Annotated in this window: 22 protein-coding genes and 1 other RNA gene; 19 read left to right on the top strand and 4 right to left on the bottom strand. The window is 61.4% G+C overall.

What is annotated here, in order from left to right:
• The first annotated feature begins 17 nt into the window (after positions 1-17).
• The 5 genes from AC1RBA_RS15580 (at position 18) to AC1RBA_RS15560 (ending at position 2,829) form a co-directional block, all read left to right on the top strand.
• Positions 18-857: a hypothetical protein gene (locus AC1RBA_RS15580; protein ID WP_492418969.1), complete on the top strand. Its 840-nt coding sequence runs from the start codon at positions 18-20 to the stop codon at positions 855-857.
• A gap of 12 nt (positions 858-869) precedes the next feature.
• Positions 870-1,322, top strand: a complete 453-nt coding sequence (locus tag AC1RBA_RS15575; protein ID WP_492418968.1) for a GTP pyrophosphokinase — start codon at positions 870-872, stop codon at positions 1,320-1,322.
• Positions 1,323-1,605: 283 nt separating this feature from the next.
• Positions 1,606-2,067: a M74 family metallopeptidase gene (locus AC1RBA_RS15570; protein ID WP_139143186.1), complete on the top strand. Its 462-nt coding sequence runs from the start codon at positions 1,606-1,608 to the stop codon at positions 2,065-2,067.
• A 13-nt stretch (positions 2,068-2,080) separates the two neighbouring features.
• Positions 2,081-2,449 carry a hypothetical protein gene (locus tag AC1RBA_RS15565; RefSeq protein WP_070292055.1) on the top strand — a complete coding sequence of 123 codons (369 nt, stop codon included), beginning with the start codon at positions 2,081-2,083 and terminating at the stop codon, positions 2,447-2,449.
• On the top strand, positions 2,443-2,829 hold the full coding sequence (locus AC1RBA_RS15560) for a hypothetical protein (protein ID WP_083293755.1): 387 nt from the start codon (positions 2,443-2,445) through the stop codon (positions 2,827-2,829). Before AC1RBA_RS15565 ends, AC1RBA_RS15560 begins: the two co-directional genes overlap by 7 nt.
• 271 nt (positions 2,830-3,100) lie before the next feature.
• On the opposite strand, the gene ssrA is transcribed toward AC1RBA_RS15560, so the two are convergent.
• From ssrA to ompA, 4 genes are all read right to left on the bottom strand, one after another.
• Positions 3,101-3,461: a transfer-messenger RNA gene (ssrA, locus tag AC1RBA_RS15555) on the bottom strand.
• Positions 3,462-3,552: 91 nt separating this feature from the next.
• Positions 3,553-4,257, bottom strand: a complete 705-nt coding sequence (locus AC1RBA_RS15550) for an HAD family hydrolase (RefSeq protein WP_121670972.1) — start codon at positions 4,255-4,257, stop codon at positions 3,553-3,555.
• Between the two features lie 68 nt (positions 4,258-4,325).
• Entirely contained in the window at positions 4,326-5,021 is a 696-nt protein-coding gene (ubiG, locus tag AC1RBA_RS15545) for a bifunctional 2-polyprenyl-6-hydroxyphenol methylase/3-demethylubiquinol 3-O-methyltransferase UbiG (RefSeq protein WP_070219394.1), read from the bottom strand.
• 125 nt (positions 5,022-5,146) lie between these two features.
• On the bottom strand, positions 5,147-5,857 hold the full coding sequence (gene ompA / locus AC1RBA_RS15540; protein ID WP_070219395.1) for an outer membrane protein OmpA: 711 nt from the start codon (positions 5,855-5,857) through the stop codon (positions 5,147-5,149).
• 656 nt (positions 5,858-6,513) lie between these two features.
• Between ompA and gyrA the strand changes: the two genes are divergently transcribed.
• From gyrA to rfaE1, 14 genes are all read left to right on the top strand, one after another.
• Positions 6,514-9,192 carry a DNA gyrase subunit A gene (gene gyrA / locus AC1RBA_RS15535; RefSeq protein WP_070219396.1) on the top strand — a complete coding sequence of 893 codons (2,679 nt, stop codon included), beginning with the start codon at positions 6,514-6,516 and terminating at the stop codon, positions 9,190-9,192.
• Between the two features lie 154 nt (positions 9,193-9,346).
• On the top strand, positions 9,347-9,931 hold the full coding sequence (locus AC1RBA_RS15530; RefSeq protein ID WP_070219422.1) for a DUF2059 domain-containing protein: 585 nt from the start codon (positions 9,347-9,349) through the stop codon (positions 9,929-9,931).
• Between the two features lie 26 nt (positions 9,932-9,957).
• Complete coding sequence (gene serC, locus AC1RBA_RS15525) at positions 9,958-11,064, top strand: 3-phosphoserine/phosphohydroxythreonine transaminase (RefSeq protein WP_492418963.1); 1,107 nt, start codon at positions 9,958-9,960, stop codon at positions 11,062-11,064.
• A gap of 83 nt (positions 11,065-11,147) precedes the next feature.
• On the top strand, positions 11,148-12,218 hold the full coding sequence (pheA, locus tag AC1RBA_RS15520; protein WP_099410369.1) for a prephenate dehydratase: 1,071 nt from the start codon (positions 11,148-11,150) through the stop codon (positions 12,216-12,218).
• 173 nt (positions 12,219-12,391) lie between these two features.
• Positions 12,392-13,498 (top strand): histidinol-phosphate transaminase, encoded by a 1,107-nt coding sequence (hisC, locus tag AC1RBA_RS15515; RefSeq protein WP_492418961.1) that lies wholly within the window; start codon positions 12,392-12,394, stop codon positions 13,496-13,498.
• A 4-nt stretch (positions 13,499-13,502) separates the two neighbouring features.
• The gene (locus AC1RBA_RS15510; protein WP_492418959.1) at positions 13,503-14,411 is read left to right on the top strand and encodes a prephenate dehydrogenase; all 909 of its coding nucleotides are present in this window, start codon (positions 13,503-13,505) and stop codon (positions 14,409-14,411) included.
• A gap of 18 nt (positions 14,412-14,429) precedes the next feature.
• Complete coding sequence (gene aroA / locus AC1RBA_RS15505) at positions 14,430-15,785, top strand: 3-phosphoshikimate 1-carboxyvinyltransferase (RefSeq protein ID WP_034751802.1); 1,356 nt, start codon at positions 14,430-14,432, stop codon at positions 15,783-15,785.
• Positions 15,786-15,896: 111 nt separating this feature from the next.
• Positions 15,897-16,565, top strand: coding sequence for a (d)CMP kinase (gene cmk, locus AC1RBA_RS15500; protein ID WP_070219400.1), 669 nt, complete (start codon positions 15,897-15,899; stop codon positions 16,563-16,565).
• 119 nt (positions 16,566-16,684) lie between these two features.
• Positions 16,685-18,397 carry a 30S ribosomal protein S1 gene (gene rpsA / locus AC1RBA_RS15495; protein ID WP_071650172.1) on the top strand — a complete coding sequence of 571 codons (1,713 nt, stop codon included), beginning with the start codon at positions 16,685-16,687 and terminating at the stop codon, positions 18,395-18,397.
• 17 nt (positions 18,398-18,414) lie between these two features.
• On the top strand, positions 18,415-18,720 hold the full coding sequence (locus tag AC1RBA_RS15490; RefSeq protein ID WP_008446215.1) for an integration host factor subunit beta: 306 nt from the start codon (positions 18,415-18,417) through the stop codon (positions 18,718-18,720).
• A gap of 240 nt (positions 18,721-18,960) precedes the next feature.
• Positions 18,961-19,263, top strand: a complete 303-nt coding sequence (locus AC1RBA_RS15485; RefSeq protein WP_029496228.1) for a LapA family protein — start codon at positions 18,961-18,963, stop codon at positions 19,261-19,263.
• Between the two features lie 46 nt (positions 19,264-19,309).
• Complete coding sequence (gene lapB, locus AC1RBA_RS15480; protein WP_070219401.1) at positions 19,310-20,485, top strand: lipopolysaccharide assembly protein LapB; 1,176 nt, start codon at positions 19,310-19,312, stop codon at positions 20,483-20,485.
• Between the two features lie 79 nt (positions 20,486-20,564).
• A complete protein-coding gene (locus tag AC1RBA_RS15475) occupies positions 20,565-21,932 on the top strand; it encodes a UDP-glucose dehydrogenase family protein (protein ID WP_409027002.1) in 1,368 nt (455 codons plus the stop codon).
• Positions 21,929-22,882 (top strand): D-glycero-beta-D-manno-heptose-7-phosphate kinase, encoded by a 954-nt coding sequence (gene rfaE1 / locus AC1RBA_RS15470; RefSeq protein ID WP_070219403.1) that lies wholly within the window; start codon positions 21,929-21,931, stop codon positions 22,880-22,882. The genes AC1RBA_RS15475 and rfaE1 overlap by 4 nt, the downstream gene beginning before the upstream one ends.
• Positions 22,883-22,922: the final 40 nt, after the last annotated feature.

Raw genomic sequence — 22,922 nt, 5'->3', positions numbered from 1 at the left:
GCGGAGTCTGCCCGAAGGTGACAAAAACATTGCAAACCTGGCTGCTGGCCTGGCGGGAAGCCTTCACTTGCGTGGGGCTGGGGCTGCGCGATGCCCGTCATGCGGGGCTGTGGTGGCGTTCCGCGCTGTGGTGCATGGCGGTCGTGGCGTTGTGGCTGGTGCTGTATAGCTGCTTCGGCCGTTTTTTTGTCGAGCTCAGCGCCATGCTGGCGCTGGTGTCCGTTACCGGCTTGCTGGGCCTGGGCGTGATGGATGGCGTCGGGACACTGGCCAACGGGCCTGCCACCGTCACGCAGATGGGCAATATCGCCGGCGGCCTGGGCAGCGCCGCCAAAGCCTTGCTGTCGATCGGCCAGATCGCCTTGGCGCTGCTGGCGCTGGCTGCATTTTTCTATGTGATGGTCTTTGTCGTCGGCGCCATCGGCACGGTGCGCGTGCCGCTGCGCTGGTTGTTGCTGGAGCGCGCCAAGGCCGTTGTGGCGCGCCGCTATGCCATGTGGCAAGCGCCGGCCGGCCTGGATGCGTCCGTCCCGCGCCCCGCCTGGCGGCGGCGCCTGTTGCTGCTGCTCTCCCTGCTGATCCCCGTGTGGGCCATGTGCGTGCTGATCGCGTACTTGCTGGCCTGGAACGTCCAGATGATCTACGGAGCGGCGGCCGCAGAGGTACTTGGCGCGGAACAGCAAGTGGCATTGCGCCGCGAACAGCGTCCGGCGATTGTTGCCCTGGGCCTGCTGTTGTGCTTGCTGATGCTCGTGCCGGTTCTCAATTTATTGGTGCCAGCCTTGCTGTGCACCAGCGTGTGCCACTTGCAGCGCCGCGGCTGGCGCGCAAGGGACACATCAATCAATGTGGAGTAAAAAGGAGTGAACATGAGTGAACATGCAAGTCGCGGCACCCTGGAGCGCGCGATTGAAATTGCCGCCGCCACCCATGCCGGCCAGACGGACAAGGGCGGCGCGCCGTACATTTTGCACCCCTTGCGCGTGATGCTGCGCGTCGCCCCCGGCGCCCAGCAGATCGTCGCCGTGCTGCATGACGTGGTGGAAGACAGCGATGGCAAAGTCACCTTCGATGACCTGGCGCGCGAAGGATTTTCCCAGGACGTCATCGACGGCGTGCGCGCCGTGACCAAGATCGAGGGCGAGTTGTATGAAGATTTCATCGCCCACGCGGCCTTGAACCCGGTCGGCAAGGCCGTCAAGCTGGCTGATCTGGCTGAGAATAGCGATCTGTCGCGGATAGGGGAGCCGACGCAGAAGGATCTGGAGAGGATAGAGAAATATCGGAGGGCGATCGGGTATTTACGGGGGGACGTTTTTTAGTTTCAAGGTGGCGCGGCGCACCTTTGCGCAGCATCAATATCTTGGCTTCAAGTAGCGGGAACACCCGAAAACGATGCCATCAGTGTATGGATGTTTGATTCTACGCAATGCCCAGAAAATGCATAAGGGCAAAAATCGTCGCGTGCGCATGTTTTTTTGCGAGCGAAGGTGCGAGCTCTGCCAACTACATCGGCGCGTGACATGCTCCGTGAGATGTACGGGAGCATCACCTGGCGCCATTTGCGTTGAGCTGAGCGCTGAGGTTTTACATTCAGGAGTGCGCATGCTGGAATTGCAGCCCATGGATAGACGCGGCTACTTTAATCTTCCGCAAAGGCCGGAAGGCGCGGGTTACTACACCTATGGAACACCGCCCAATGGTGCCGGCCAGTATGCTCATCCCAAGTTGCTTTCGCTGCTATTCTTGGTTGAACATCAATGGCAGGGCATCGATAGCCGGAAAATTGGTTTCGGAAATATCAGCCTGGCTGATGGAACTCCCTACAGTGAACATAAAGGTCATCGAAGCGGAAAAGACGTCGACGTCCGATTGCTTCGCAAAGACAAAATGGAGAGCGCTGTAACAAGGTTTGACACGCACTACGACCGCGATGCAACGGCACAGCTGATCCGCATATTTTTTGAATTCAGCTTTGTCCAGGTTATCTTTTTTAATGACCCCACCATCCCCCGGATAAGACCACTGATACGCCACGACGACCATTTTCATGTCACGATCAAGTAGCGGGGCAGATGACATGAAACGTCTTCTCGCTGTTTTTCTTCTCTTTGTTTTGGCTACGGCCATGGCCCAATCCGCCCCCCAATGGCTATTTTCTTATCAGCCATTCAAAGGCCGCTATGCGATTTATGGCGGAAGCCTGAGCGATCCACAGCCGCCGACAAGGAAAGACAAGCGCATCGCGTTCTGGATCGACGGCAAGGCGGCGAAACAGCTATTTGATGCGATGGGCCCCGACTTGCGCAACGCGTGCGGCGTGGATGGCGAATATCGCCTGCGCCAGCGGGCGGAAGTGAGCTGCTCCTACCATCCCCGTGATGGCCATCACTGCGACTTCGGCTTTGACCTGCTGACCGGGCGCAGCATCGGCGGCTCCATATGCTGAGACGCGCCAGCCTGCTATGCGTTACGCTGCTGTGCCTGCTGTTGGCGAACCAGGCCCGGGCTATATGGGAATTTGCAGAGAGAAATTTTTCAGCTTCGTACGCGATCTACGGTGGATATCTCGACGATACCGTGGCCCCGGTTGCGGGCGATACCAAAGTCGCGTTTCGCTTGACAGGCACCGCCGCAAAAGACGTGTTCGAAGCCATCGGTCCGGATATGCGCGATGGCTGCGCCGATCCGCAAATACGCATTCGTAATCGTGACATGCTGCTGTGCCGATATCGATCAAAGGATGGCTATCGCTGTGATTTTGGGTTTGATTTGTCGACGGGCTTGAGTATTGGGGGAACGGTGGGTGGGGCGGTGTGCGGGGAGTAGCGAGGGTCAGGCCCGGCATACGTCCACAGCCTGAACAGCTAAGGTTGTTGTTAGGAAAAACCGCCTGCGGCGCAAAAGCCAGTCAGACGAATCGGAGAGGGTTGCGCTTGCAAGCGCAACCCGGTTTTGCGGCGCCGAGCTGCGCTCGCCGAAGGCCCCGCACAACCCCCGCGCCCGTACCGGACGCGGATGCGCTGCCCGCGCTCTGCATGCATGGAATAAATAAAAAGGGCCTCCCCGCCAAAACGGGGAAGCCCTTTTATTTATTCAGTGGTGGAGACGGCGGGAATCGAACCCGCGTCCGCAAGCACTCCACAGACAGTTCTACATACTTAGCACTATCATTTGATTTAACTCAGCCAGCACGGATGTGCACGTTATGGGCAAGCGAGTTACCTATTATTTAGTCGGACGCTAAGTAACCCAGCATACGACGAGTCCCTGTAAATGACTCTAGAGCTTTTGACGGCCCACCCCAGGGACGAGGTGTTCTAGAGCTAACAGCGATTAAGCTGCCAGTGCGTACGAGTTATCGTTTGCAGTTAAGTTTTTTCAGGTTGTATTTACGAGGTAGCCCGCCCTCGGTATGCCCTGCGCTGCTTTGCAACCCACGTCGAAACCAGGTCGTCCCCACAGAACCTTCATTGTAGCGCAATCTGCCCACTCTTGCATGATGCATTCGCAGTAATGGATAGAAGGCCAGGCAGATGCAGTTTCAAGCCATCAAGCCGCCAGCTGCCGCTCCTGCGCCGCCTTCACCACAGTACTCACCAGCTCGAGCAACGCTTGCGGCGTATCGAGCAAATGGTCGGCGTTCCAGTGCTGCGGCTCGACGGGGCCGCAGTAGCCCCAGGCGCAGGCGACCGTGCGCATGCCGGCGGCGCGGCCGGCCTGGATGTCGCGCAGGTCGTCGCCCACGTACCAGCAGTCTTCCGGCGCCAGCTCCAGGCGGCGGGCCGCTTCCAGCAGGGGGGCGGGGTGGGGTTTCGGGTGCGCCATGGTGTCGCCCGAGATCACGCAGCCGGCGCCGCCCAGGCCGATCTGTCCCACCAGCGGGTCGGTGAAGCGGGCGGCCTTGTTGGTGACCACGCCCCAGGCCAGGCCCAGGGCGCTCAAGCCTTCCAGCATGGCGGGGATGCCGTCGAATAAACGGCTTTCCACGGCCAGGGCCGCTTCGTAATTGTTCAGGAAACCGTCTTTCAGCGCTTCGTAGCCGCTTTCGCCCGGTTGGACGCCATACGATGCGCCTATCATGCCGCGCGCGCCGGCCGAGGCTGTGGGGCGCAGGATGTCATACGGAGTCGGCGCCAGGCCGGCGCGCGCGCGCAGCAGGTTGATGGCCGCCGCCAGGTCGGGCGCGGTGTCGGCCAGGGTGCCGTCGAGGTCGAACAGGATGGCGCGCGGGGCTGGCAGATGGTCAGTGATCATGGCGGGCAAAGTGTGTCAAGTGGGAATGAAAAATGGCGGCCGCAGCCGCCTTGTATTGTGCGTGATGGTTACAGCGGCCGGGTGCAGGCCACCAGATAATTGACGCTGGTATCGCTATTAAGTGAGTAAATCTTGGTCAGCGGATTGTAGCCCATGCCGCGCATGCTGTTGACGTCCAGGCCGGCACTGCGCAGGTATTGCGACAGTTCGGCCGGGGTGATGAATTTGTCATAGTCGTGCGTGCCTTTCGGCAGCAGACGCAGCAGGTATTCGGCGCCCAGGATGGCGAACAGATACGCTTTCGGGTTGCGGTTCAGGGTCGACAGGAAAACGTGGCCGCCCGGTTTCACCAGGGTGGCGCAAGCCTTGACGATGGCGGCGGGGTCCGGCACGTGCTCGAGCATTTCCATGCACGTCACGACGTCGTACTGGCCCGGCTCTTCCGCGGCCATGGCTTCGGCGGCGATCAGCTTGTAGCGTACCTTGGCACCGGATTCCAGGCTGTGCAGGTCGGCCACTTTCAATGCCTTGTCGGACAGGTCGATGCCCGTCACGTCGGCGCCCTTGCGGGCCATCGATTCGGCCAGGATGCCGCCGCCGCAGCCGATGTCGATCACGCGTTTGCCGGCCAGCGGCACTTTCGCGTTGATCCATTCCAGGCGCAGGGGATTAATTTCGTGCAGGGGACGAAACTCGGAAGTGGGGTCCCACCAGCGGTGGGCCAGCTCACTGAATTTTTGGATTTCGAGAGGGTCGGCGTTCATAGGTCGAATAATAGCGGCAATTTTACAATTGGGCAGCCACGGACGAAAAAAAACCCCGCCGTGGCGGGGTTTTTCAGCTGTTCTTGACTTGCGCGATGATTTGCGCCGAGTCGAGGGGGCAGCTATTACTTGTTGCGGGTACCAACAACTTCGATTTCCACGCGACGGTTTTTCGCACGGCCTTCGGCAGTTTTGTTATCAGCAACAGGTTGTTTTTCGCCTTTGCCTTCGGTGTACACGCGGTTGCTTTCAACGCCTTTGGTAACCAGGTAGGCTTTGACAGCATCAGCACGACGTACCGACAGTTTTTGGTTGTAAGCATCGGTGCCGACGGAGTCGGTGTGACCCACAGCGATGATGACTTCCAGGTTGATGCCGCCCAGTTGTGCGGTCAGCTCGTCCAGCTTGGCTTTGCCTTCTGGCTTCAGCGTAGCTTTGTCGAAATCGAAGAATGCATCAGCGGCGAAGCTGACTTTTTCCGAGGTAGGAGCAACGACGACTGGCACTGGCACGACTGGTGCTGGTGCTGGTGCAGGTACGACTGGCGCTGGAGGTGCTACGCATTTGCCGTCTTGCAGGGTTTCTGGCTCTACGCACAGTGGTACGTCGCAACCTGGCACTGCGTCAGCAGGTGTCCAGTAGCCGGTGCGCCAGCACAGGCCGAATGGGTCACGCACGATCACGCCGCGGGCATCTTGCACGTAAGCGCTTTTCGGGCTTGGTGCTTGGATGTCAGTGGTAACTGGCGCGAATGGTGGGGAGGTTGGGGTTTGGGCCGAAGCCGAGCCAGCAATCACTGCGGATGCAGCGAAAAACAGCGTTACAAATTTATTCATTCTTTTTTCCTTTCGGGGGGTGATATCCGCAGAACAACACTGCGCTACTGGTGCTACGTGCCAAGATTTTATCATGTAGACCATATGCGCTCGTTTCAGATTGCGAAACTAGCAATTAACTTCCCAGTCATTTTGCCACACGCATCAGGGGCGCACGACCGTGGTTAAATCAAAGCTTGCCCGATTTTAGACCGTGCGTTGTTTTTGCGCAACGAAAATGCCCATTTGTAACGCATCTGTAACAATTGATCGCTTTTCTTGCCACTTTTAAGGGCAGGTGTCTTGAACTGACATTGCCGTTGTGCATTATCGGCAGAGCAACATGCACGACCCCGGTGCAAACTGCCAATGTTGCTGGTCTGGCCAATTTGTACAGGTAGCTGGGCGCGCATGCTAAAATCGTGCGCTTGACTGTTAAGAGTGCCGGGCAAATGCCCACGGCGGCACTGCATGGCCAGCACGTACCCTTGCGGTACCCGTACTGGCCTTGCCGCCAGCCCGCCGATTTGTTTTGGCACTCTGCGACATGGAAGCCGGGCCACGCCAGCAGCGCGCGGCGCGGCGTCCACGACGACAGCCACCCAGGATATGCAGTATTGCGTCATACATTGCGTAACAGATAAGTTAACCACAGCCTGAGATCAGTCGAACCGCCAATGGATCAATTCGCAAAAGAAACAATTCCTATTTCCCTCGAAGAAGAGATGCGCAAGAGCTACCTCGATTACGCCATGAGCGTGATCGTCGGTCGCGCCTTGCCCGATGCGCGCGATGGCTTGAAGCCAGTGCACCGCCGCGTCTTGTTCGCGATGCATGAAATGAATAACGTGTGGAACCGCCCTTACGTCAAGTGCGCCCGCGTGGTCGGCGAAACCATGGGTAAATACCATCCCCACGGCGATGCCTCGATCTACGACACACTGGTACGCATGGCGCAGGATTTCTCGCTGCGCTACATGCTCGTCGATGGCCAGGGCAACTTCGGTTCCGTCGACGGCGACGGCGCCGCGGCGATGCGTTACACCGAGTGCCGCCTCGACAAGATCGCCGGCGAGCTGCTGGCTGATATCGACAAGGACACCGTCGACTTCCAGCCCAACTACGACGGCAAGGAAAAGGAACCGACGGTCTTGCCGACGCGTATCCCGAACCTGCTGATCAATGGCTCGTCCGGTATTGCCGTCGGCATGGCGACGAACATTCCGCCACACAACATCACCGAAGTCATCGACGGCGCGCTGCACGTGCTGCGCAATCCCGAGTGCACGATCGATGAATTGATCGAGCTGATCCCGGCGCCGGACTTCCCGACGGCCGGCATCATCTATGGCGTGTCCGGCGTGCGCGACGGCTATCGCACGGGCCGCGGCCGCGTTGTCATGCGCGCCAAGACCCACTTCGAGGAATACGGCAAGGATGGCGGCCGCATCGCCATCATCGTCGACGAGCTGCCTTTCCAGGTCAACAAGAAATCCTTGCTGGAACGCATCGCTGAAAACGTGCGCGACAAGAAGCTCGACGGCATTTCCGACATCCGCGACGAATCCGACAAGTCGGGCATGCGCGTGGTGATCGAGCTGAAGCGGGGCGAAGTGCCGGAAGTGGTGCTGAACAACCTGTACAAGCAGACCCAGTTGCAAGACACCTTCGGCATGAACATGGTGGCCCTGGTCGATGGTCAGCCGAAGCTGCTGAACCTCAAGCAGATGCTGCAATGCTTCCTGTCGCACCGCCGCGAAGTGGTCACGCGCCGCACCGTGTTCGAACTGCGCAAGGCGCGCGAACGCGGTCACGTGCTCGAAGGCCTGGCGGTCGCGCTGGCCAACATCGATGACTTCATCGCCATCATCAAGGCCGCGCCGACGCCGCCGATCGCCAAGGTCGAGCTGATGGCCAAGGCCTGGGATTCGTCCGTCGTGCGCGAAATGCTGGCCCGTACGGGCGACGGCACGACGCCGGGCGGCGTCGATGCCTACCGTCCGGAAAACCTGCCGAAGCACTACGGCATGCAGACGGATGGCCTGTACAAGCTGTCGGACGACCAGGCGCAGGAAATTCTGCAGATGCGCCTGCAGCGCCTGACCGGCCTGGAGCAGGACAAGATCGTCAACGAGTACAAGGACGTGATGGAACATATCGCCGACTTGCTCGACATCCTGGCCAAGCCGGAACGCGTCACCGTCATCATTACCGATGAAATGACCCTGGCGAAGAACGAATACGGCGCCGGCAACAAGGACGTGCGCCGCTCGCAGATCGAGTTGAACGCGACCGACCTGGAAACGGAAGACCTGATCACGCCGCAGGACATGGTCGTGACCCTGTCGCACACCGGCTACATGAAGGCCCAGCCGATCACCGAATACCGCGCGCAGAAGCGCGGCGGACGCGGCAAGCAGGCCATGGCGACCAAAGAGGAAGACTGGATCGACCAGCTGTTCATCGCTAACACGCACGACTACATCCTGTGCTTCTCGGATCGCGGCCGCATGTACTGGCTGAAGGTGTGGGAAGTGCCGCAAGGCTCGCGCAACTCGCGCGGCAAGCCGATCGTCAACATGTTCCCGCTGCAGGACAACGAAAAGATCACCGTGATCCTGCCGCTGTCGGGCGAGAACCGCACGTTCCCGGAAGACCATTACGTGTTCATGTCGACCAGCCTCGGTACCGTCAAGAAGACGCCGCTGAAGGACTTCAGCAATCCACGCAAGGCCGGCATCATCGCGGTCGACCTGGACGACGGCGACTTCCTGATCGGCGCGGCGCTGACGGACGGCCAGCACGACGTGATGCTGTTCTCCGATTCGGGCAAGGCAGTGCGCTTCGACGAAAACGATGTGCGTCCGATGGGCCGCACGGCGCGCGGCGTGCGTGGCATGAACCTGGAAGAAGGCCAGCACGTGATCGCCCTGCTGGTGGCCGAGAACGAGCAGCAGTCGGTGCTGACGGCCACGGAAAACGGTTACGGCAAGCGTACGCCGATCACCGAATACACGCGCCATGGCCGTGGCACCAAAGGCATGATCGCCATCCAGACCAGCGAGCGCAACGGTAAAGTGGTTGCCGCGACCCTGGTCGATGCCAGCGATGAAATCATGCTGATCACCACCGGCGGCGTCTTGATCCGCACCCGCGTGTCGGAAATCCGCGAGATGGGCCGCGCGACACAGGGCGTGACCCTGATCGCCGTGGAAGACGGCACCAAGCTGTCCGGCCTGCAGCGCGTGGTGGAAACGGATATCGACGAAGTCGAGCTGACGACGGAGGCGGGCACGGATGCCGCACCGGCAGCGGCCGAACCAGCCGATCCTGTCGACCCGGCCCAGCCGGAGTAAGATGATTGGGGCTCTTTCGGGAGCCCCAATTGCTATTGGCGCGTCTTTTCGTGGTGCTGCCAGCAGAATTTCGTAGGTCGGCTTAGCCCGTCGGGCGTAAGCCGACATGCATCCGGCAGTGCCCTTTTACCAGTCATTCAACATCCCGCATGCCATGAGAAAAATCGTCGCCACCTTCTTCGCCGCGTTTTCGCTGGCCTTTCTTGCGACCCTGCCGGCCCTGGCCCAGAGCACGCAAGCCACGCCCGCCCGCCAGGCGGCGCCAAGCCCCGCCATGAAAGTGGCCGTGCGGCGCATGCTCGACGCGATGCAGTTCCCGCAACTGACGCGCAGCATCTTCGACCAGATGCTGCAATCGGTGCCGGCCATGATCCGCCAGTCGGCGCAGCAGCAAATCAACAGCAACCCGAAACTGGACGAGCAGCGCAAGGCGCGCGCGCTGGCCAGCGCCGAGGAAGAAATCCCCCTGGCCATCGCCACCCTGACGCAGGTACTGGCCGACCCGACCCTGATCGACGAGCTGGGCGACGAAATGGTGCCCCTGTATGCGCGTTTTTACACGGTGCCGGAAGTCGAGCAGCTGACGGCCTTCTACAAGACGCCGCTGGGCCGCAAGATGCTGGCCACCATGCCGCAGCTGTCGGCCGAATCGATGGCCATCAGCCAGCGCGTGCTGATCCCCCGCGTGAACGCCGTGCTTGATCAGGTCATGCGGGCGGCCACGCAATCGCCCCAATAATTCTCATTTTCGCCAAGGACTGTATCGTGACCCATCAAGCCTTAAGCCCTATTTACAACTTCTCCGCCGGCCCCGCCGTTCTGCCCAAGGAAGTGCTGGCGCAAGCGGCCGCCGAGATGCAGGACTGGCACGGCAGCGGCATGTCGGTGATGGAAATGAGCCACCGTGGTCCCGAATTCATCTCCATTTACAAGCAGGCCGTGGCCGACCTGCGCGAGCTGCTGGCCGTGCCCGAGAACTACAAAATCCTGTTCCTGCAGGGCGGTGGCCTGGGTGAGAACGCCATCATCCCGATGAACCTGGTGGGCCTGGCCGCGCAGCAGCCGGCCACCGTCGACTTCGTGCACACGGGCTCGTGGTCGGGCAAGTCGATCCAGGAAGCGGCCAAGTATGCCAATGTGAACGTGGCCGCGTCCTCGAAGGCTGCCCGTTTCACTGGCGTGCCGCCCGTCGCCGAATGGAAGCTGACGCCAGGCGCCGCCTACCTGCACATCTGCACCAATGAAACCATCGACGGCGTGGAGTTCCAGCAGGCGCCAAGCGTGCCGCCAGGCACCACTATCGTGGCCGACATGTCCTCGCACATTTTGTCGCGCGTGATCGACGTGTCGCAATACGGCGTGATCTTCGGCGGCGCGCAGAAAAATATCGGCCCGGCCGGCTTGACCCTGGTCATCGTGCGCGAAGACTTGCTGGGCAAGGCGCTGCCGATCTGCCCGTCGGCTTTCGACTGGACCATCGTGGCCGAACATGAGTCGATGTACAACACGCCGCCCACCTACGGCATCTATATCGCCGGCCTGGTTTTCCAGTGGCTCAAACGCCAGGGTGGCGTTGCAGCCATGGAACAGCGTAATATTGAGAAAGCGGCGCTGCTGTACGCGGCGCTCGACGCGGACGACTTCTACCAAAACCGGGTCGACCCTGCATACCGTTCGCGCATGACCATCCCGTTCTATCTGCGCGATGAAAGTCTGAACGACGCATTCCTGGCCGGCGCCAAGCAGCGCGGCCTGCTGCAACTGAAGGGCCACAAGTCCGTCGGCGGCATGCGTGCATCGATCTATAACGCGATGCCGATCGAGGGCGTGCAAGCCCTGGTGAATTATCTGAACGAGTTTGCCGGACGCTGAGTCGCTTAACCGACCGCGCCGGCCCGCCGCCGGCGCAGGCCGCGCGGCCATGATTGAAGTACAGCTGACGAAACAAACCATCCATGACCGATAAATTGAAACCGCTGCGCGAACAGATCGATGCGATCGACGCGCAAATCCTCGAACTGCTGAACCGCCGCGCGCAAATCGCCCAGCAGGTGGGCCACGTGAAGGCCGAGACGCAGGCGCCCGTATTCCGTCCCGAGCGCGAAGCGCAGGTGCTGCGCGGCGTGGCCGAGCGTAATCCCGGCCCCATGGGCAACCGCGAAGTGCAGACCATCTTCCGCGAAATCATGTCGTCCTGCCGCTCGCTGGAAAAGCGCGTGACCGTGGCCTACCTTGGCCCGGCCGGCACCTTCAGCGAGCAGGCCGTGTATCAGCAGTTCGGCAGCGCCGTCGAAGGCTTGCCGTGCGCGTCCATCGATGAAGTATTCCGTTCCGCCGAGGCGGGAACGGCGGACTTTGGCGTCGTGCCGATCGAAAATTCCTCGGAAGGCGCCGTCAACCGCACGCTCGACATGATGCTGCAGACTAGCCTCATCATCAGCGGCGAGGTGGCGATCGCCGTGCACCACAGCCTCATGACGAAGAGCGGCAACATGGATGGCGTCACGTCCATCTGCGCCCATTCGCAGGCGCTGGCGCAGTGCCAGGTCTGGCTGAACCAGAACTACCCGCACATCGAGCGCCGCGCCGTGGCCTCGAATGCCGAGGCGGCCCGCATGGCCGGCGAAGACGGCACGGTGGCGGCGATTGCCAGCGAACTGGCCGGCGCGCAGTACAAGCTGGGCGTGGTCAAGGGCCATATCCAGGACGACCCGCACAACCGCACGCGCTTTGCCGTCGTGGGCACCTTGCAGACGGCGCCATCGGGCAAGGACCAGACCTCGCTGGTGCTGGCCGTGCCGAACAAGGCGGGCGCCGTGTACCAGCTGCTGGCGCCCCTGGCCAAGCACGGCGTGTCGATGACGCGCTTCGAGTCGCGCCCGGCGCGCATGGGCAGCTGGGAGTATTATTTCTATGTCGACGTGGAGGGCCACGTGCACGACGCGGCCGTCGCCCAGGCGCTGGCCGAGCTGCAGAGCAATGCGGCGTTTTTCAAGGTGCTGGGGTCGTATCCGGTCAGTTTGTGACTTCGTTGACTGGTGTCGGATTACGCTGCGCTAATCCGACCTACGGTAAGCTGTAGGTTGGGTTAGCGCAGCGTAACCCAACAAACAACCACGGTAAGCCGTAGCTTGGGTTAGCGCAGCGTAACCCAACAACAGCCACCAGCCTAATCATTCACCAACTTTTAAAGAACACCATGTCTAAAAATATCGGTCCAGAATACGTCCGCGCCATCGCCCCTTATCAGAGCGGCAAACCGATCGCGGAAGTTGCGCGCGAATTCGGCCTCGACGAGGCAGCCATCGTCAAGCTGGCGTCGAATGAAAACCCGTACGGCATGCCGGAATCGGCGAAGCAGGCGATGATCGCCGCCATCGATGACCTGGGCCGCTACCCGGACGCCAACGGCTTCGACTTGAAAGCCGTGCTGTCGAAGCGCTACGACGTGCCGGCCGACTGGATCACCCTGGGCAACGGCAGCAACGACATCCTGGAAATCGCCGCGCACGCCTTCGTGCAGCATGGCCAATCCGTCGTCTACTCGCAGTACTCGTTTGCCGTGTACGCGCTGGCCACGCAAGGCCTGGGCGCGCGCCACATCGTCGTGCCGGCGCAAGCCTACGGCCATGACCTCGACGCGATGGCTGCGGCGATTGCCGATGACACGCGTCTGGTCTTCATCGCCAACCCGAACAACCCGACCGGCACCTTCCTGTCGGCCGCGCAGCTCGAAGCCTTCCTGCAAAAAGTGCCGGCGCATGTCGTCGTCGTGCTCGACGAAGCCTACAACGAATTCCTGTCGGCCGACGACCAGTACGAGTCGACGGCGTGGGTGCGCCAGTATCCGAACCTGGTGGTGTCGCGCACCTTGTCGAAGGCGTATGGCCTGGCCGGCCTGCGCATCGGCTTCGCCATCGCCCAGCCGGTGCTGACGGACCTGATGAACCGCATCCGCCAGCCGTTCAACGTCAACTCGCTGGCGCAGGCCGCCGCGATCGCCGCCCTGAACGACAAGGCCTTCCTCGAGCAAAGCGCGCGCAACAACGCGGCCGGCTACCAGCAGTTCACGGAGGCGTTCGACGCCCTGGGCCTGGAATACGTGCCGTCGCACGGCAATTTCGTGCTGGTGAGGGTGGGTGACGATGACGAAGCTGGCGCGCGTGTCAACCTGGCATTGCTCAAGCAGGGCGTGATCGTGCGTCCGGTCGGCAGCTATGGCTTGCCGCAATGGCTGCGCATTTCCATCGGCCTGCCGCAGGAAAATGCCATCCTCATCGCCGCGCTGACGAAAGCGCTGGCCTGACGATATGATGACGCCTGCACTGAACAAGGTAGTCATCTTTGGCGTGGGCCTGATTGGCGGTTCGTTCGCGCGCGCCTTGAAACATGCGGGCGCGGTCGGCACGGTGGTCGGCATGGGCCGCTCGCCGGCCTCGATGGCGCGCGCGTTGGAGCTGGGCATCATCGACGAGATCGGCGGCGACATGGCTGCTGCCTTGCTTGGCGCCGACCTGGTGCTGGTCGCCGCGCCCGTGGCGCAGACGGGCGCCATCCTGGCGTCCATCGCGCCGCACCTGCGGCCCGGTACCATCGTCACCGACGCGGGCAGCACGAAAAGCGACGTGGTGGCGGCCGCGCGCGCGGCCTTGGGGGGCAAGGTGGCGCAATTTGTGCCCGGCCACCCGATCGCGGGACGCGAGACGAATGGCCCCGATGCGGCCATCATCGACCTGTATCAAGGCAAGAAAGTGGTGCTCACGCCGCTGGCGGAAAATAGCGCCGCCGACGTGGAACGCGTGGCGGTCGCATGGCGCGCCTGCGGCGCCATCCTGCACACCTTGAGCCCCGAAGAACATGACAAGGTGTTTGCCGCCGTCAGCCATCTGCCGCATTTGCTGGCCTTTGCGCTGGTCGACGACATCGCCAAGAAACCGCACGCGGGCCTGCTGTTCCAATACGCGGCCAGCGGCTTTCGCGACTTTACGCGCATCGCCGGCTCATCGCCGGAAATGTGGCGCGACATCAGCCTGGCCAACCAGCCGGCGCTGCTGCATGAACTGGACGCCTACCTGGCGCAGTTGACGACCTTGCGCGCCCACCTGGCCACGCACGACGGCGCCGCCATCGAGGGCGTGTATGCGAACGCCCAGCACGCGCGCCAGCAATGGATCGAGGCGATCGAAACGGCGGAAGTACCGGCCGCGCCCACACGATAAATACTCAAGGATTCCAGCATGACCCAGACCAAGCACTACCCCCACCATATCGATCTGAAGCCGGTGATGCACGCCGAAGGCACGGTGCGCTTGCCCGGCTCGAAAAGCATTTCCAACCGCGTGCTGCTGCTGGCCGCGCTGGCCAAGGGCACGACGAAGATCATCGACCTGCTCGCCTCCGACGACACCTTCGTCATGCTGACTGCCCTGACGTCGCTGGGCGTCAAATGGACGCAGGATGAATTGACGGGCGATCCGGCCACCGCCCACCAGGTGCACCACGTGGAAGGCTGCGGCGGCGTGTTCCCGCACCACGAGGCGGACCTGTTCATGGGGAACGCCGGCACGGCGATCCGCCCGCTGACGGCGGCGCTGGCCGTGATCGGCGGCGACTACACCTTGCACGGCGTGTCGCGCATGCACGAGCGCCCGATCGGCGACCTGGTCGACGCGCTGAACGCCGTCGGCACGCAGATCGAGTACACGGGCGAGCAGGGCTTCCCGCCGCTGCGCATCCGCCGCGGCCACATCCACGCGCAACGCATCGCCGTGCGCGGCAACGTGTCGAGCCAGTTCCTGACGGCCCTGCTGATGGTGGCGCCGCTGATGGCGCGCGACCATGCCGTGACCATCGATGTCACGGGCGAGCTCATTTCGAAGCCGTATATCGAGATCACCCTGAACCTGATGCGCCGTTTCGGCGTGACCGTCGAGCATGACGGCTGGCAGTCGTTCACCGTGCAGCCGGGCCAGCAGTATCAAAGCCCGGGCACGATCCACGTGGAAGGCGATGCCTCGTCGGCCTCGTATTTCCTGGCGGCCGGCGCCATCGGCGGCGGTCCCGTGCGCGTGGAAGGCGTGGGGCGCGACAGCATCCAGGGCGACGTGCGTTTCGTCGAAGCCTTGCAGCAGATGGGCGCGACCATCACCATGGGCGAGAACTGGATCGAGGCGCGTTCGAACGGCGTGCTGAAAGCCGTCGACATGGACTTTAACCATATTCCCGACGCGGCCATGACGATCGCCGTGGCCGCCCTGTACGCGGACGGTACCTCGACCTTGCGCAATATCGCCAGCTGGCGGGTGAAGGAAACGGACCGCCTGGCCGCCATGGCGACGGAATTGCGCAAACTCGGCGCCGAAGTGGAAGAGGGCGCCGATTACCTGCGCGTGACGCCGCCGGCCGAAATCCAGGCAGCGACCATCGACACGTATGACGACCACCGCATGGCCATGTGCTTCTCGCTCGCTTCGCTGGACGGCGCCGCGCGCCGCGGCAACGAGATGCGCATCAACGACCCGAAATGCGTGGCCAAGACCTTCCCCGAGTATTTCGCCGCCTTCGCGGGGATTGCCAAAGATACTCTTATTTAACCGAAATCCGGGGTCAGACCCTCTCCACCCGCAACGCCAGTTCAGGCGTTGACGCAAGCGGGGGTCTGACCCCAGCCCTTTTGGGTTTAGTTTTTTTAAAGTGACAAAATAATGCCAACATCCACCATCCCAGTCATCGCCATCGACGGCCCCACCGCTTCAGGCAAGGGCACGGTGGCGCACCGCGTGGCCGACAAGCTGGGCTTTCATTACCTGGACTCGGGCGCGCTGTACCGCCTGACGGCCTTGAGCGCGCTGCGCCGCGGCACGGACTTGCGCGACGAGCACGCGCTGGCCAAGCTGGCCGAGCACTTGCCTTGCCACTTCGCCAATGGCGAGATCCTGCTGGCGCAGGAAAATGTCACCGAGCAGATCCGTGCCGAAGAGGTGGGCAACACGGCGTCGAAAATTGCCGTATTGCCAACTGTGCGCCATGCCCTGGTCAGCTTGCAGCTGGGTTTTCGCAAGACGCCGGGCCTTGTGGCCGACGGGCGCGACATGGGCACGGTGATCTTCCCGCATGCCCAATTGAAGGTCTTCCTCACGGCCAGCGTCGAGGCGCGCGCGCAACGGCGCTACAAGCAATTGATAGACAAGGGTTTTTCTGCTAATATGGAAGACCTTCTGATGGATTTGCAGGCGCGGGACGAACGTGATACTCACCGTGCGATTGCGCCGCTGGTCCCCGCGGAAGGGGCGCATGTCCTCGATACGTCGGCAATGACGGCAGATGATGCCGTTGAAACCGTGTTGAAATGGTATGCAGCTGCAGCAAAATAGTGTGATTTCTATGCTATGTGGTGCCCGTTGACGGCTCCTGGCCTGTCCGGGTGTGTCAAAAACCTAACCCAGTTTAAGTCGCATCGTGCGATCTCTGCTGGATAACCTGTGTGAACCCTATGTCTACTGTTACAACTAACGAATCTACCGGTATGGAAAGTTTTGCTGCGCTCTTCGAGGAATCGTTGTCGCGTCAAGATATGCGCTCCGGCGAAGTTATTTCCGCTGAAGTCGTGCGCCTCGACCACAATTTCGTGATCGTGAACGCTGGCCTCAAATCCGAAGCATTCATCCCTGTCGAAGAATTCAAGAACGACCACGGCGAACTGGAAGTCAAAGTTGGTGACTTCGTTTCCGTGGCGATCGAATCGCTGGAAAACGGTTTCGGCGATACCATCCTGTCGCGCGATAAAGCCAAGCGTCTGGCTTCGTGGCTGGCTCTGGAAAAAGCGATGGAATCGGGCGAAATCGTCGTCGGTACCGTCAATGGTAAAGTCAAAGGCGGTCTGACCGTGTTGACCAACGGCATCCGCGCATTCCTGCCGGGCTCGCTGGTTGATACCCGTCCTGTCAAAGACACCACCCCATTCGAAGGCAAAACCCTCGAATTCAAAGTGATCAAGCTCGATCGCAAGCGTAACAACGTGGTTCTGTCCCGCCGCGCCGTCATCGAAGCTTCGATGGGCGAAGAGCGTCAGAAACTGATGGAAACGCTGAAAGAAGGCACGGTCGTGACCGGCGTCGTCAAAAATATCACCGACTACGGCGCGTTCGTGGATCTGGGCGGTATCGATGGCCTGCTGCACATCACCGACCTGGCATGGCGCCGTGTACGTCACCCGTCGGAAGTACTGACGGTTGGCCAGGAAATCACCGCCAAGGTCCTGAAATACGATCAAGAGAAAAACCGTGTTTCGCTGGGTGTGAAACAACTGGGCGACGATCCTTGGACCGGTCTGTCCCGTCGTTACCCACAAAGCACCCGTCTGTTCGGTAAAGTAACGAACCTGACCGACTACGGCGCGTTCGTTGAAGTGGAACAGGGTATCGAAGGTCTGGTACACGTTTCCGAAATGGACTGGACGAACAAAAACGTTGCTCCTAACAAAGTTGTCCAACTGGGCGACGAAGTAGAAGTAATGGTTCTGGAAATCGACGAAGAGCGTCGTCGTATTTCGCTGGGCATGAAACAGTGCAAAGCCAATCCATGGGATGACTTCGGTGTTACCCATAAGAAAGGTGACAAAGTCCGCGGCGCGATCAAATCGATCACCGACTTCGGCGTGTTCATCGGCCTGGCCGGCAACATCGACGGTCTGGTGCACCTGTCCGACCTGTCCTGGACCGAAACCGGCGAAGAAGCCGTGCGTCGCTTCAAGAAAGGTGACGAACTGGAAGCCATCGTTCTGGCCATCGACGTTGAGCGCGAGCGCGTTTCCCTGGGCGTCAAGCAACTGGAAGGTGACCCATTCAACAACTTCGCAGCCATGAACGACAAAGGTTCGCTGGTCACCGGTACCGTTAAATCGGTTGAGCCTAAAGGCGCCGTGATCCAACTGTCCGAAGAAGTTGAAGGCTACCTGCGCGCTTCCGAAATCTCGCGCGACCGCGTTGAAGATGCTGGTACGCACCTGAAAGTCGGCGACACCGTCGAAGCGATGGTGTTGAACATCGACCGCAAAGCCCGTGGTATCCAACTGTCGATCAAAGCGAAAGACAACGTTGAAACCCAGGAAGCCATGCAGAAGATGGCAGCTACCGACAACAACGCAGCTTCGGGCACCACCAGCCTGGGCGCCTTGTTGAAAGCTAAGTTCGATAACAAGAACTAAGACTGCGGATACGGCAGATGACAAAGTCCGAGCTGATCAACCGCCTCGCTGAGCGTTATTCTCAGCTGGTGGCGAAGGATGCGGAGTATGCCGTCAAGACCATTCTCGATGCGATGACCAACGCCCTGGCGACCGGTCAGCGTATCGAGATCCGCGGTTTTGGCAGTTTTGCCCTGAACAGCAGGCCCCCGCGCATCGGCCGCAACCCGAAATCCGGCGACAAGGTGATGGTTCCTGAAAAACGGGTACCCCACTTCAAACCGGGCAAACAGTTGCGCGAGCGGGTGGACGCGATGGTCGGGCAACCGATCATCGAGGATTAATCGTCTGCTGGAAGGCGACATAAAGAGCGGCGTCCTTGGATGCCGCTTTTTTTTGTTAATATGCTGTAGAGCACTGCTCAAACCTACTGCGCGTCGCGCTTTGCGGCCGGCGATGCTCACCGTACTTCAGTACGGTTGCGCTTCTCGGCCACAAATCGCTGCCGCTCGCTACGGTTTGATCAGCACTCTACGTTTGTGCCATGTGGTACGGGCATTTTTTTGTTCACTCTGGACCTATCGATGAAAATCATCTCCACCATCGTTGGCTGTGTTCTTTTCGTCCTGTTCTTCAGTTTTGCGCTGAAGAATGCGCAGGTTGTCGACCTGCATGTTTTCCTCAATTATGAAATTCGCGGCCCCCTGGTCCTGATGCTACTGGGCTTTTTTGTCGCCGGCGCCAGCCTGGGCGTACTGGCGCTGACGCCGACCGTGTTCCGTCACCGCCGCGAAGCGAACAAGCAAAAGACCACCATTGCTGCGCTGCAGACCGTTGGCGTGGCCAGCAATGTCCAGCCGCAACCGGACAGCGTGAGCGCGCAGTAAGCGGCGCCGTCGCTCCTATCTCTCTTACTCGAATAAAAACAATCGCATGGATTTTGAACTCTGGTGGCTCTTGGGTATCCCGATGTTTTTCGCGCTGGGCTGGATCGCCGCGCGCGTGGACATTCATCAACTGGTGTCGGAATCGCGCAGCCTGCCGCGCAATTACTTCAAGGGCTTGAATTTCCTGCTCAACGAGCAGCATGACAAGGCCATCGACGCCTTCATCGAAGTCGTCAAGCTGGACCCGGAATCGGCCGATATGCACTTTGCGCTGGGCAACCTGTTCCGCCGCCGCGGCGAAACGGAGCGCGCCATCCGCGTGCACCAGAACTTGCTGGCCCGTCCGGACTTGCCGCTGGAACAGCAGGGCCACGCCGCCTACGAGCTGGGCATGGATTACCTGAAAGCAGGTCTGCTGGACCGCGCCGAAGAAACCTTCAACAGCCTGGTCGACACGCAATATGCGGCCCAGGCGCGCCGCGCGCTGCTGGAAATCTACCAGCGCGAAAAGGAATGGCCACGCGCCATCGAAGCGGCCGTGGGCTTGCAGGAATCGGGCGCCGGCGCGCGCCAGAAGGAAATCGCCCAGTTCTATTGCGAACTGGCGCATGACGCCCTCGTGCACATGAAGCCGGACGACGCCATGCCGCTGCTGGAAAAAGCCTTGCAGACGGACCGCAAGAGCGTGCGCGCCACCATCCTGACGGGCGACGTGCTGCTGGCGCGCGGCGACGTGGAAGGCGCGCTGACCACCTGGCGCCGCGTGGAACAGCAAAGCGTGCCGCACGTGGCCCTGGTCGCGCAGCGCCTGATGGATGGCTACACCAAGCTGGGCCGTGCACAGGAAGGCGTCAACCTGCTGCGTTCCTACCTGGAAGAGGCATCGTCGATCGACCTGATCGAAGTCGTCTTCAAGGCCGTTATCGAGCTCGACGGCGTGGAAGCGGCGAAGCAGCTGGTCAGCGCCGAGCTGCGCCGCACGCCGACCCTGCTGGGCCTCGACAAACTGCTGGAAGCGCGCATGATGGACGCCCCGGCCGCCATCTGGTCCGAGCTGTCGATGGTGAAAAACCTCGTGCACGGCTACACGCAGAAGCTGGCCCGCTACCAGTGCAGCCACTGCGGCTTCAAGGCACGCCAGTTCTATTGGCACTGCCCTGGCTGCAACAAGTGGGAAACGTATCCACCGCGCCGCACAGAAGAACTTAACGTCATGAACTGATTCGTACACGTCACCTTGCCCTGAGCAATGTGGCGTGTACTTCTATGTAAGACCTGCTTTTTATCCATACGGTACATCCATGAAAATCACTATTATCGGCACCGGCTATGTTGGCCTCGTGACCGGCGCCTGCCTGGCTGAGCTGGGCAACGACGTCTTTTGCCTCGACCTGGACGCACAGAAGGTAGCCTTGCTCAACAGCGGTGGCATCCCCATCCATGAACCGGGCCTGGAAGAAGTCGTGGCGCGCAACCGCGCCGCCGGACGCATGACCTTTTCCACCGACGTCGAAGCGGCCGCCGCGCACGGCGCGATGCAATTCATCGCCGTCGGCACGCCGCCCGATGAAGACGGCTCGGCCGACCTGCAATATGTGCTGGCCGCCGCGCGCGGCATCGGCAAGTACATGACGGACTTCAAGGTCATCGTCGACAAGTCGACCGTGCCCGTCGGCACGGCCGAAAAAGTGCGCGCCGCCATCCAGGGCGAACTCGACGCGCGCGGCGTGGCCGCCACGTTCTCGGTGGCATCGAACCCCGAATTCCTCAAGGAAGGCGCGGCCGTCGAAGACTTCATGCGCCCCGATCGCATCGTCATCGGCGTCGACGCCACGCCGGACGGCGAACGCGCGCGCGAATTGCTGAAAAGCCTGTACGCGCCGTTCAACCGCAACCACGAACGCACTTACTGGATGGATGTACGCTCGGCCGAATTCACGAAATATGCGGCCAACGCCATGCTGGCCACACGCATCTCGTTCATGAATGAACTGGCGAACCTGGCCGACAAGGTGGGCGTCGATATCGAAGCCGTGCGCCACGGCATCGGTTCCGACCCGCGCATCGGCCACAGCTTCCTGTATGCGGGCTGCGGCTATGGCGGTTCCTGCTTCCCGAAAGACGTGCAGGCGCTCGAGCGCACGGCACGCGGCCACGGCCAGGAATTGCTGATCCTGCGCGCCGTCGAAGCCGTCAACGACCAGCAGAAGCAGGTGCTGGGACGCAAAGTGGTCACTCGCTTCGGCGAAGATCTGACGGGCCGGCATTTCGCCGTGTGGGGCCTGGCCTTCAAGCCGAATACGGACGACATGCGCGAAGCATCGGCCCGCGTGCTGCTGGCCGACCTGCTGGGACGCGGCGCCACGGTGGCCGTGTACGACCCCGTCGCCATGGCCGAGGCGCGCCGCGTGCTGCAACTGGACTTGACGCCGGAGCAATTGGCCAGGGTGCGTTTTGCCGACAGTCCGAAGGATGCGCTGCAGGACGCCGATGCGCTGGTCATCGTGACCGAGTGGAAAGCCTTCCGCAGCCCCGACTTCGAGCAGGTCAAGGCGCGCCTGAAGCAGGCAGTGATCTTTGACGGACGCAATCTGTTCGAGCCGGCCGTCATGGCCGAGAACGGCATCGAATACCACGGGATCGGTCGCTCGATCCTGACGCGCGCATGAGCGCCCAGGAGGTAGTCGCCTTGACGGCGCCGGCCGCGCTGGCCCAGGTACGCCTGCTGGTGGTGGGCGATGTGATGCTGGACCGCTACTGGTTCGGCGATGTCAGCCGTATTTCGCCGGAAGCGCCCGTGCCCATCGTGCGCATCGAGAAGCGCGAAGAGCGCCTGGGCGGCGCGGCCAATGTGGCGCGCAATGCGGCCGCGCTGGGAGCGAAGACGAGCTTGCTGGGCGTGGTGGGCGACGACGAGGCCGGCAGCCAGGTCGAGCGCCTGCTCGAAGGCGGCGGCATCCACAGCTATCTGCAGCGCGATGCGGCCATTTCCACCATCATCAAGCTGCGCGTGATCGGCCGCCAGCAGCAGATGCTGCGCATCGACTTCGAGGATGCACCGAGCGATACCGTGCTGCGCGACAAGCTCAAGCAATTCAATGCCCTCTTGCCGCACTACGACGTGGTGATCCTGTCGGACTACGCCAAGGGTAGCCTGGTGAACGTGGCCGAGATGATCAAGGCGGCCCGGGCGGCCGGCAAGATCGTCATGGTCGACCCGAAAGGCGATGATTTCAGCCGCTATACGGGAGCGTCAGTGCTCACTCCGAACAAGTCGGAACTGCGCCGCGTGATCGGCAACTGGAGCACGGAAGAGCAGCTCACGGAACGCGCGCAGCAGATGCGCGCGCAGCTGGGCCTGGACGCCTTGCTGCTGACCCGTTCCGAAGAGGGCATGAGCTTGTACACGGCCGACGAGGTGCTGCACATGCCCACCGATGCGCGCGAAGTGTTCGACGTCTCGGGCGCCGGCGACACGGTGATCGCCACCATGGCGGCCATGCTGGGCGCCGGCATGGGCCTGGGCGACGCCGTGCGCACGGCCAACCGGGCCGGCGGCATCGTCGTCGGCAAGCTGGGCACGGCCACTGTCACCCGCGACGAGCTGTTCTCCCAGTAACCATGCTGTACCACCTGCGCCGGAGCGTTTGATCTGGCGC

The sequence above is a fragment of the Janthinobacterium sp. GW823-FHT03B06 genome, assembly GCF_058796955.1.
This window is presented reverse-complemented; position numbering and strand designations above follow the sequence as displayed.

Coding starts and splice junctions, on each gene's coding strand:
- AC1RBA_RS15575 (WP_492418968.1), top strand. CDS start 870: ATGAGTGAACATGCAAGTCGCGGCACCCTGGAGCGCGCGATTGAAATT.
- AC1RBA_RS15570 (WP_139143186.1), top strand. CDS start 1,606: ATGCTGGAATTGCAGCCCATGGATAGACGCGGCTACTTTAATCTTCCG.
- AC1RBA_RS15565 (WP_070292055.1), top strand. CDS start 2,081: ATGAAACGTCTTCTCGCTGTTTTTCTTCTCTTTGTTTTGGCTACGGCC.
- AC1RBA_RS15560 (WP_083293755.1), top strand. CDS start 2,443: ATGCTGAGACGCGCCAGCCTGCTATGCGTTACGCTGCTGTGCCTGCTG.
- AC1RBA_RS15550 (WP_121670972.1), bottom strand. CDS start 4,257: ATGATCACTGACCATCTGCCAGCCCCGCGCGCCATCCTGTTCGACCTC.
- ubiG (WP_070219394.1), bottom strand. CDS start 5,021: ATGAACGCCGACCCTCTCGAAATCCAAAAATTCAGTGAGCTGGCCCAC.
- ompA (WP_070219395.1), bottom strand. CDS start 5,857: ATGAATAAATTTGTAACGCTGTTTTTCGCTGCATCCGCAGTGATTGCT.
- gyrA (WP_070219396.1), top strand. CDS start 6,514: ATGGATCAATTCGCAAAAGAAACAATTCCTATTTCCCTCGAAGAAGAG.
- AC1RBA_RS15530 (WP_070219422.1), top strand. CDS start 9,347: ATGAGAAAAATCGTCGCCACCTTCTTCGCCGCGTTTTCGCTGGCCTTT.
- pheA (WP_099410369.1), top strand. CDS start 11,148: ATGACCGATAAATTGAAACCGCTGCGCGAACAGATCGATGCGATCGAC.
- hisC (WP_492418961.1), top strand. CDS start 12,392: ATGTCTAAAAATATCGGTCCAGAATACGTCCGCGCCATCGCCCCTTAT.
- AC1RBA_RS15510 (WP_492418959.1), top strand. CDS start 13,503: ATGATGACGCCTGCACTGAACAAGGTAGTCATCTTTGGCGTGGGCCTG.
- aroA (WP_034751802.1), top strand. CDS start 14,430: ATGACCCAGACCAAGCACTACCCCCACCATATCGATCTGAAGCCGGTG.
- cmk (WP_070219400.1), top strand. CDS start 15,897: ATGCCAACATCCACCATCCCAGTCATCGCCATCGACGGCCCCACCGCT.
- rpsA (WP_071650172.1), top strand. CDS start 16,685: ATGTCTACTGTTACAACTAACGAATCTACCGGTATGGAAAGTTTTGCT.
- AC1RBA_RS15490 (WP_008446215.1), top strand. CDS start 18,415: ATGACAAAGTCCGAGCTGATCAACCGCCTCGCTGAGCGTTATTCTCAG.
- AC1RBA_RS15485 (WP_029496228.1), top strand. CDS start 18,961: ATGAAAATCATCTCCACCATCGTTGGCTGTGTTCTTTTCGTCCTGTTC.
- lapB (WP_070219401.1), top strand. CDS start 19,310: ATGGATTTTGAACTCTGGTGGCTCTTGGGTATCCCGATGTTTTTCGCG.
- AC1RBA_RS15475 (WP_409027002.1), top strand. CDS start 20,565: ATGAAAATCACTATTATCGGCACCGGCTATGTTGGCCTCGTGACCGGC.
- rfaE1 (WP_070219403.1), top strand. CDS start 21,929: ATGAGCGCCCAGGAGGTAGTCGCCTTGACGGCGCCGGCCGCGCTGGCC.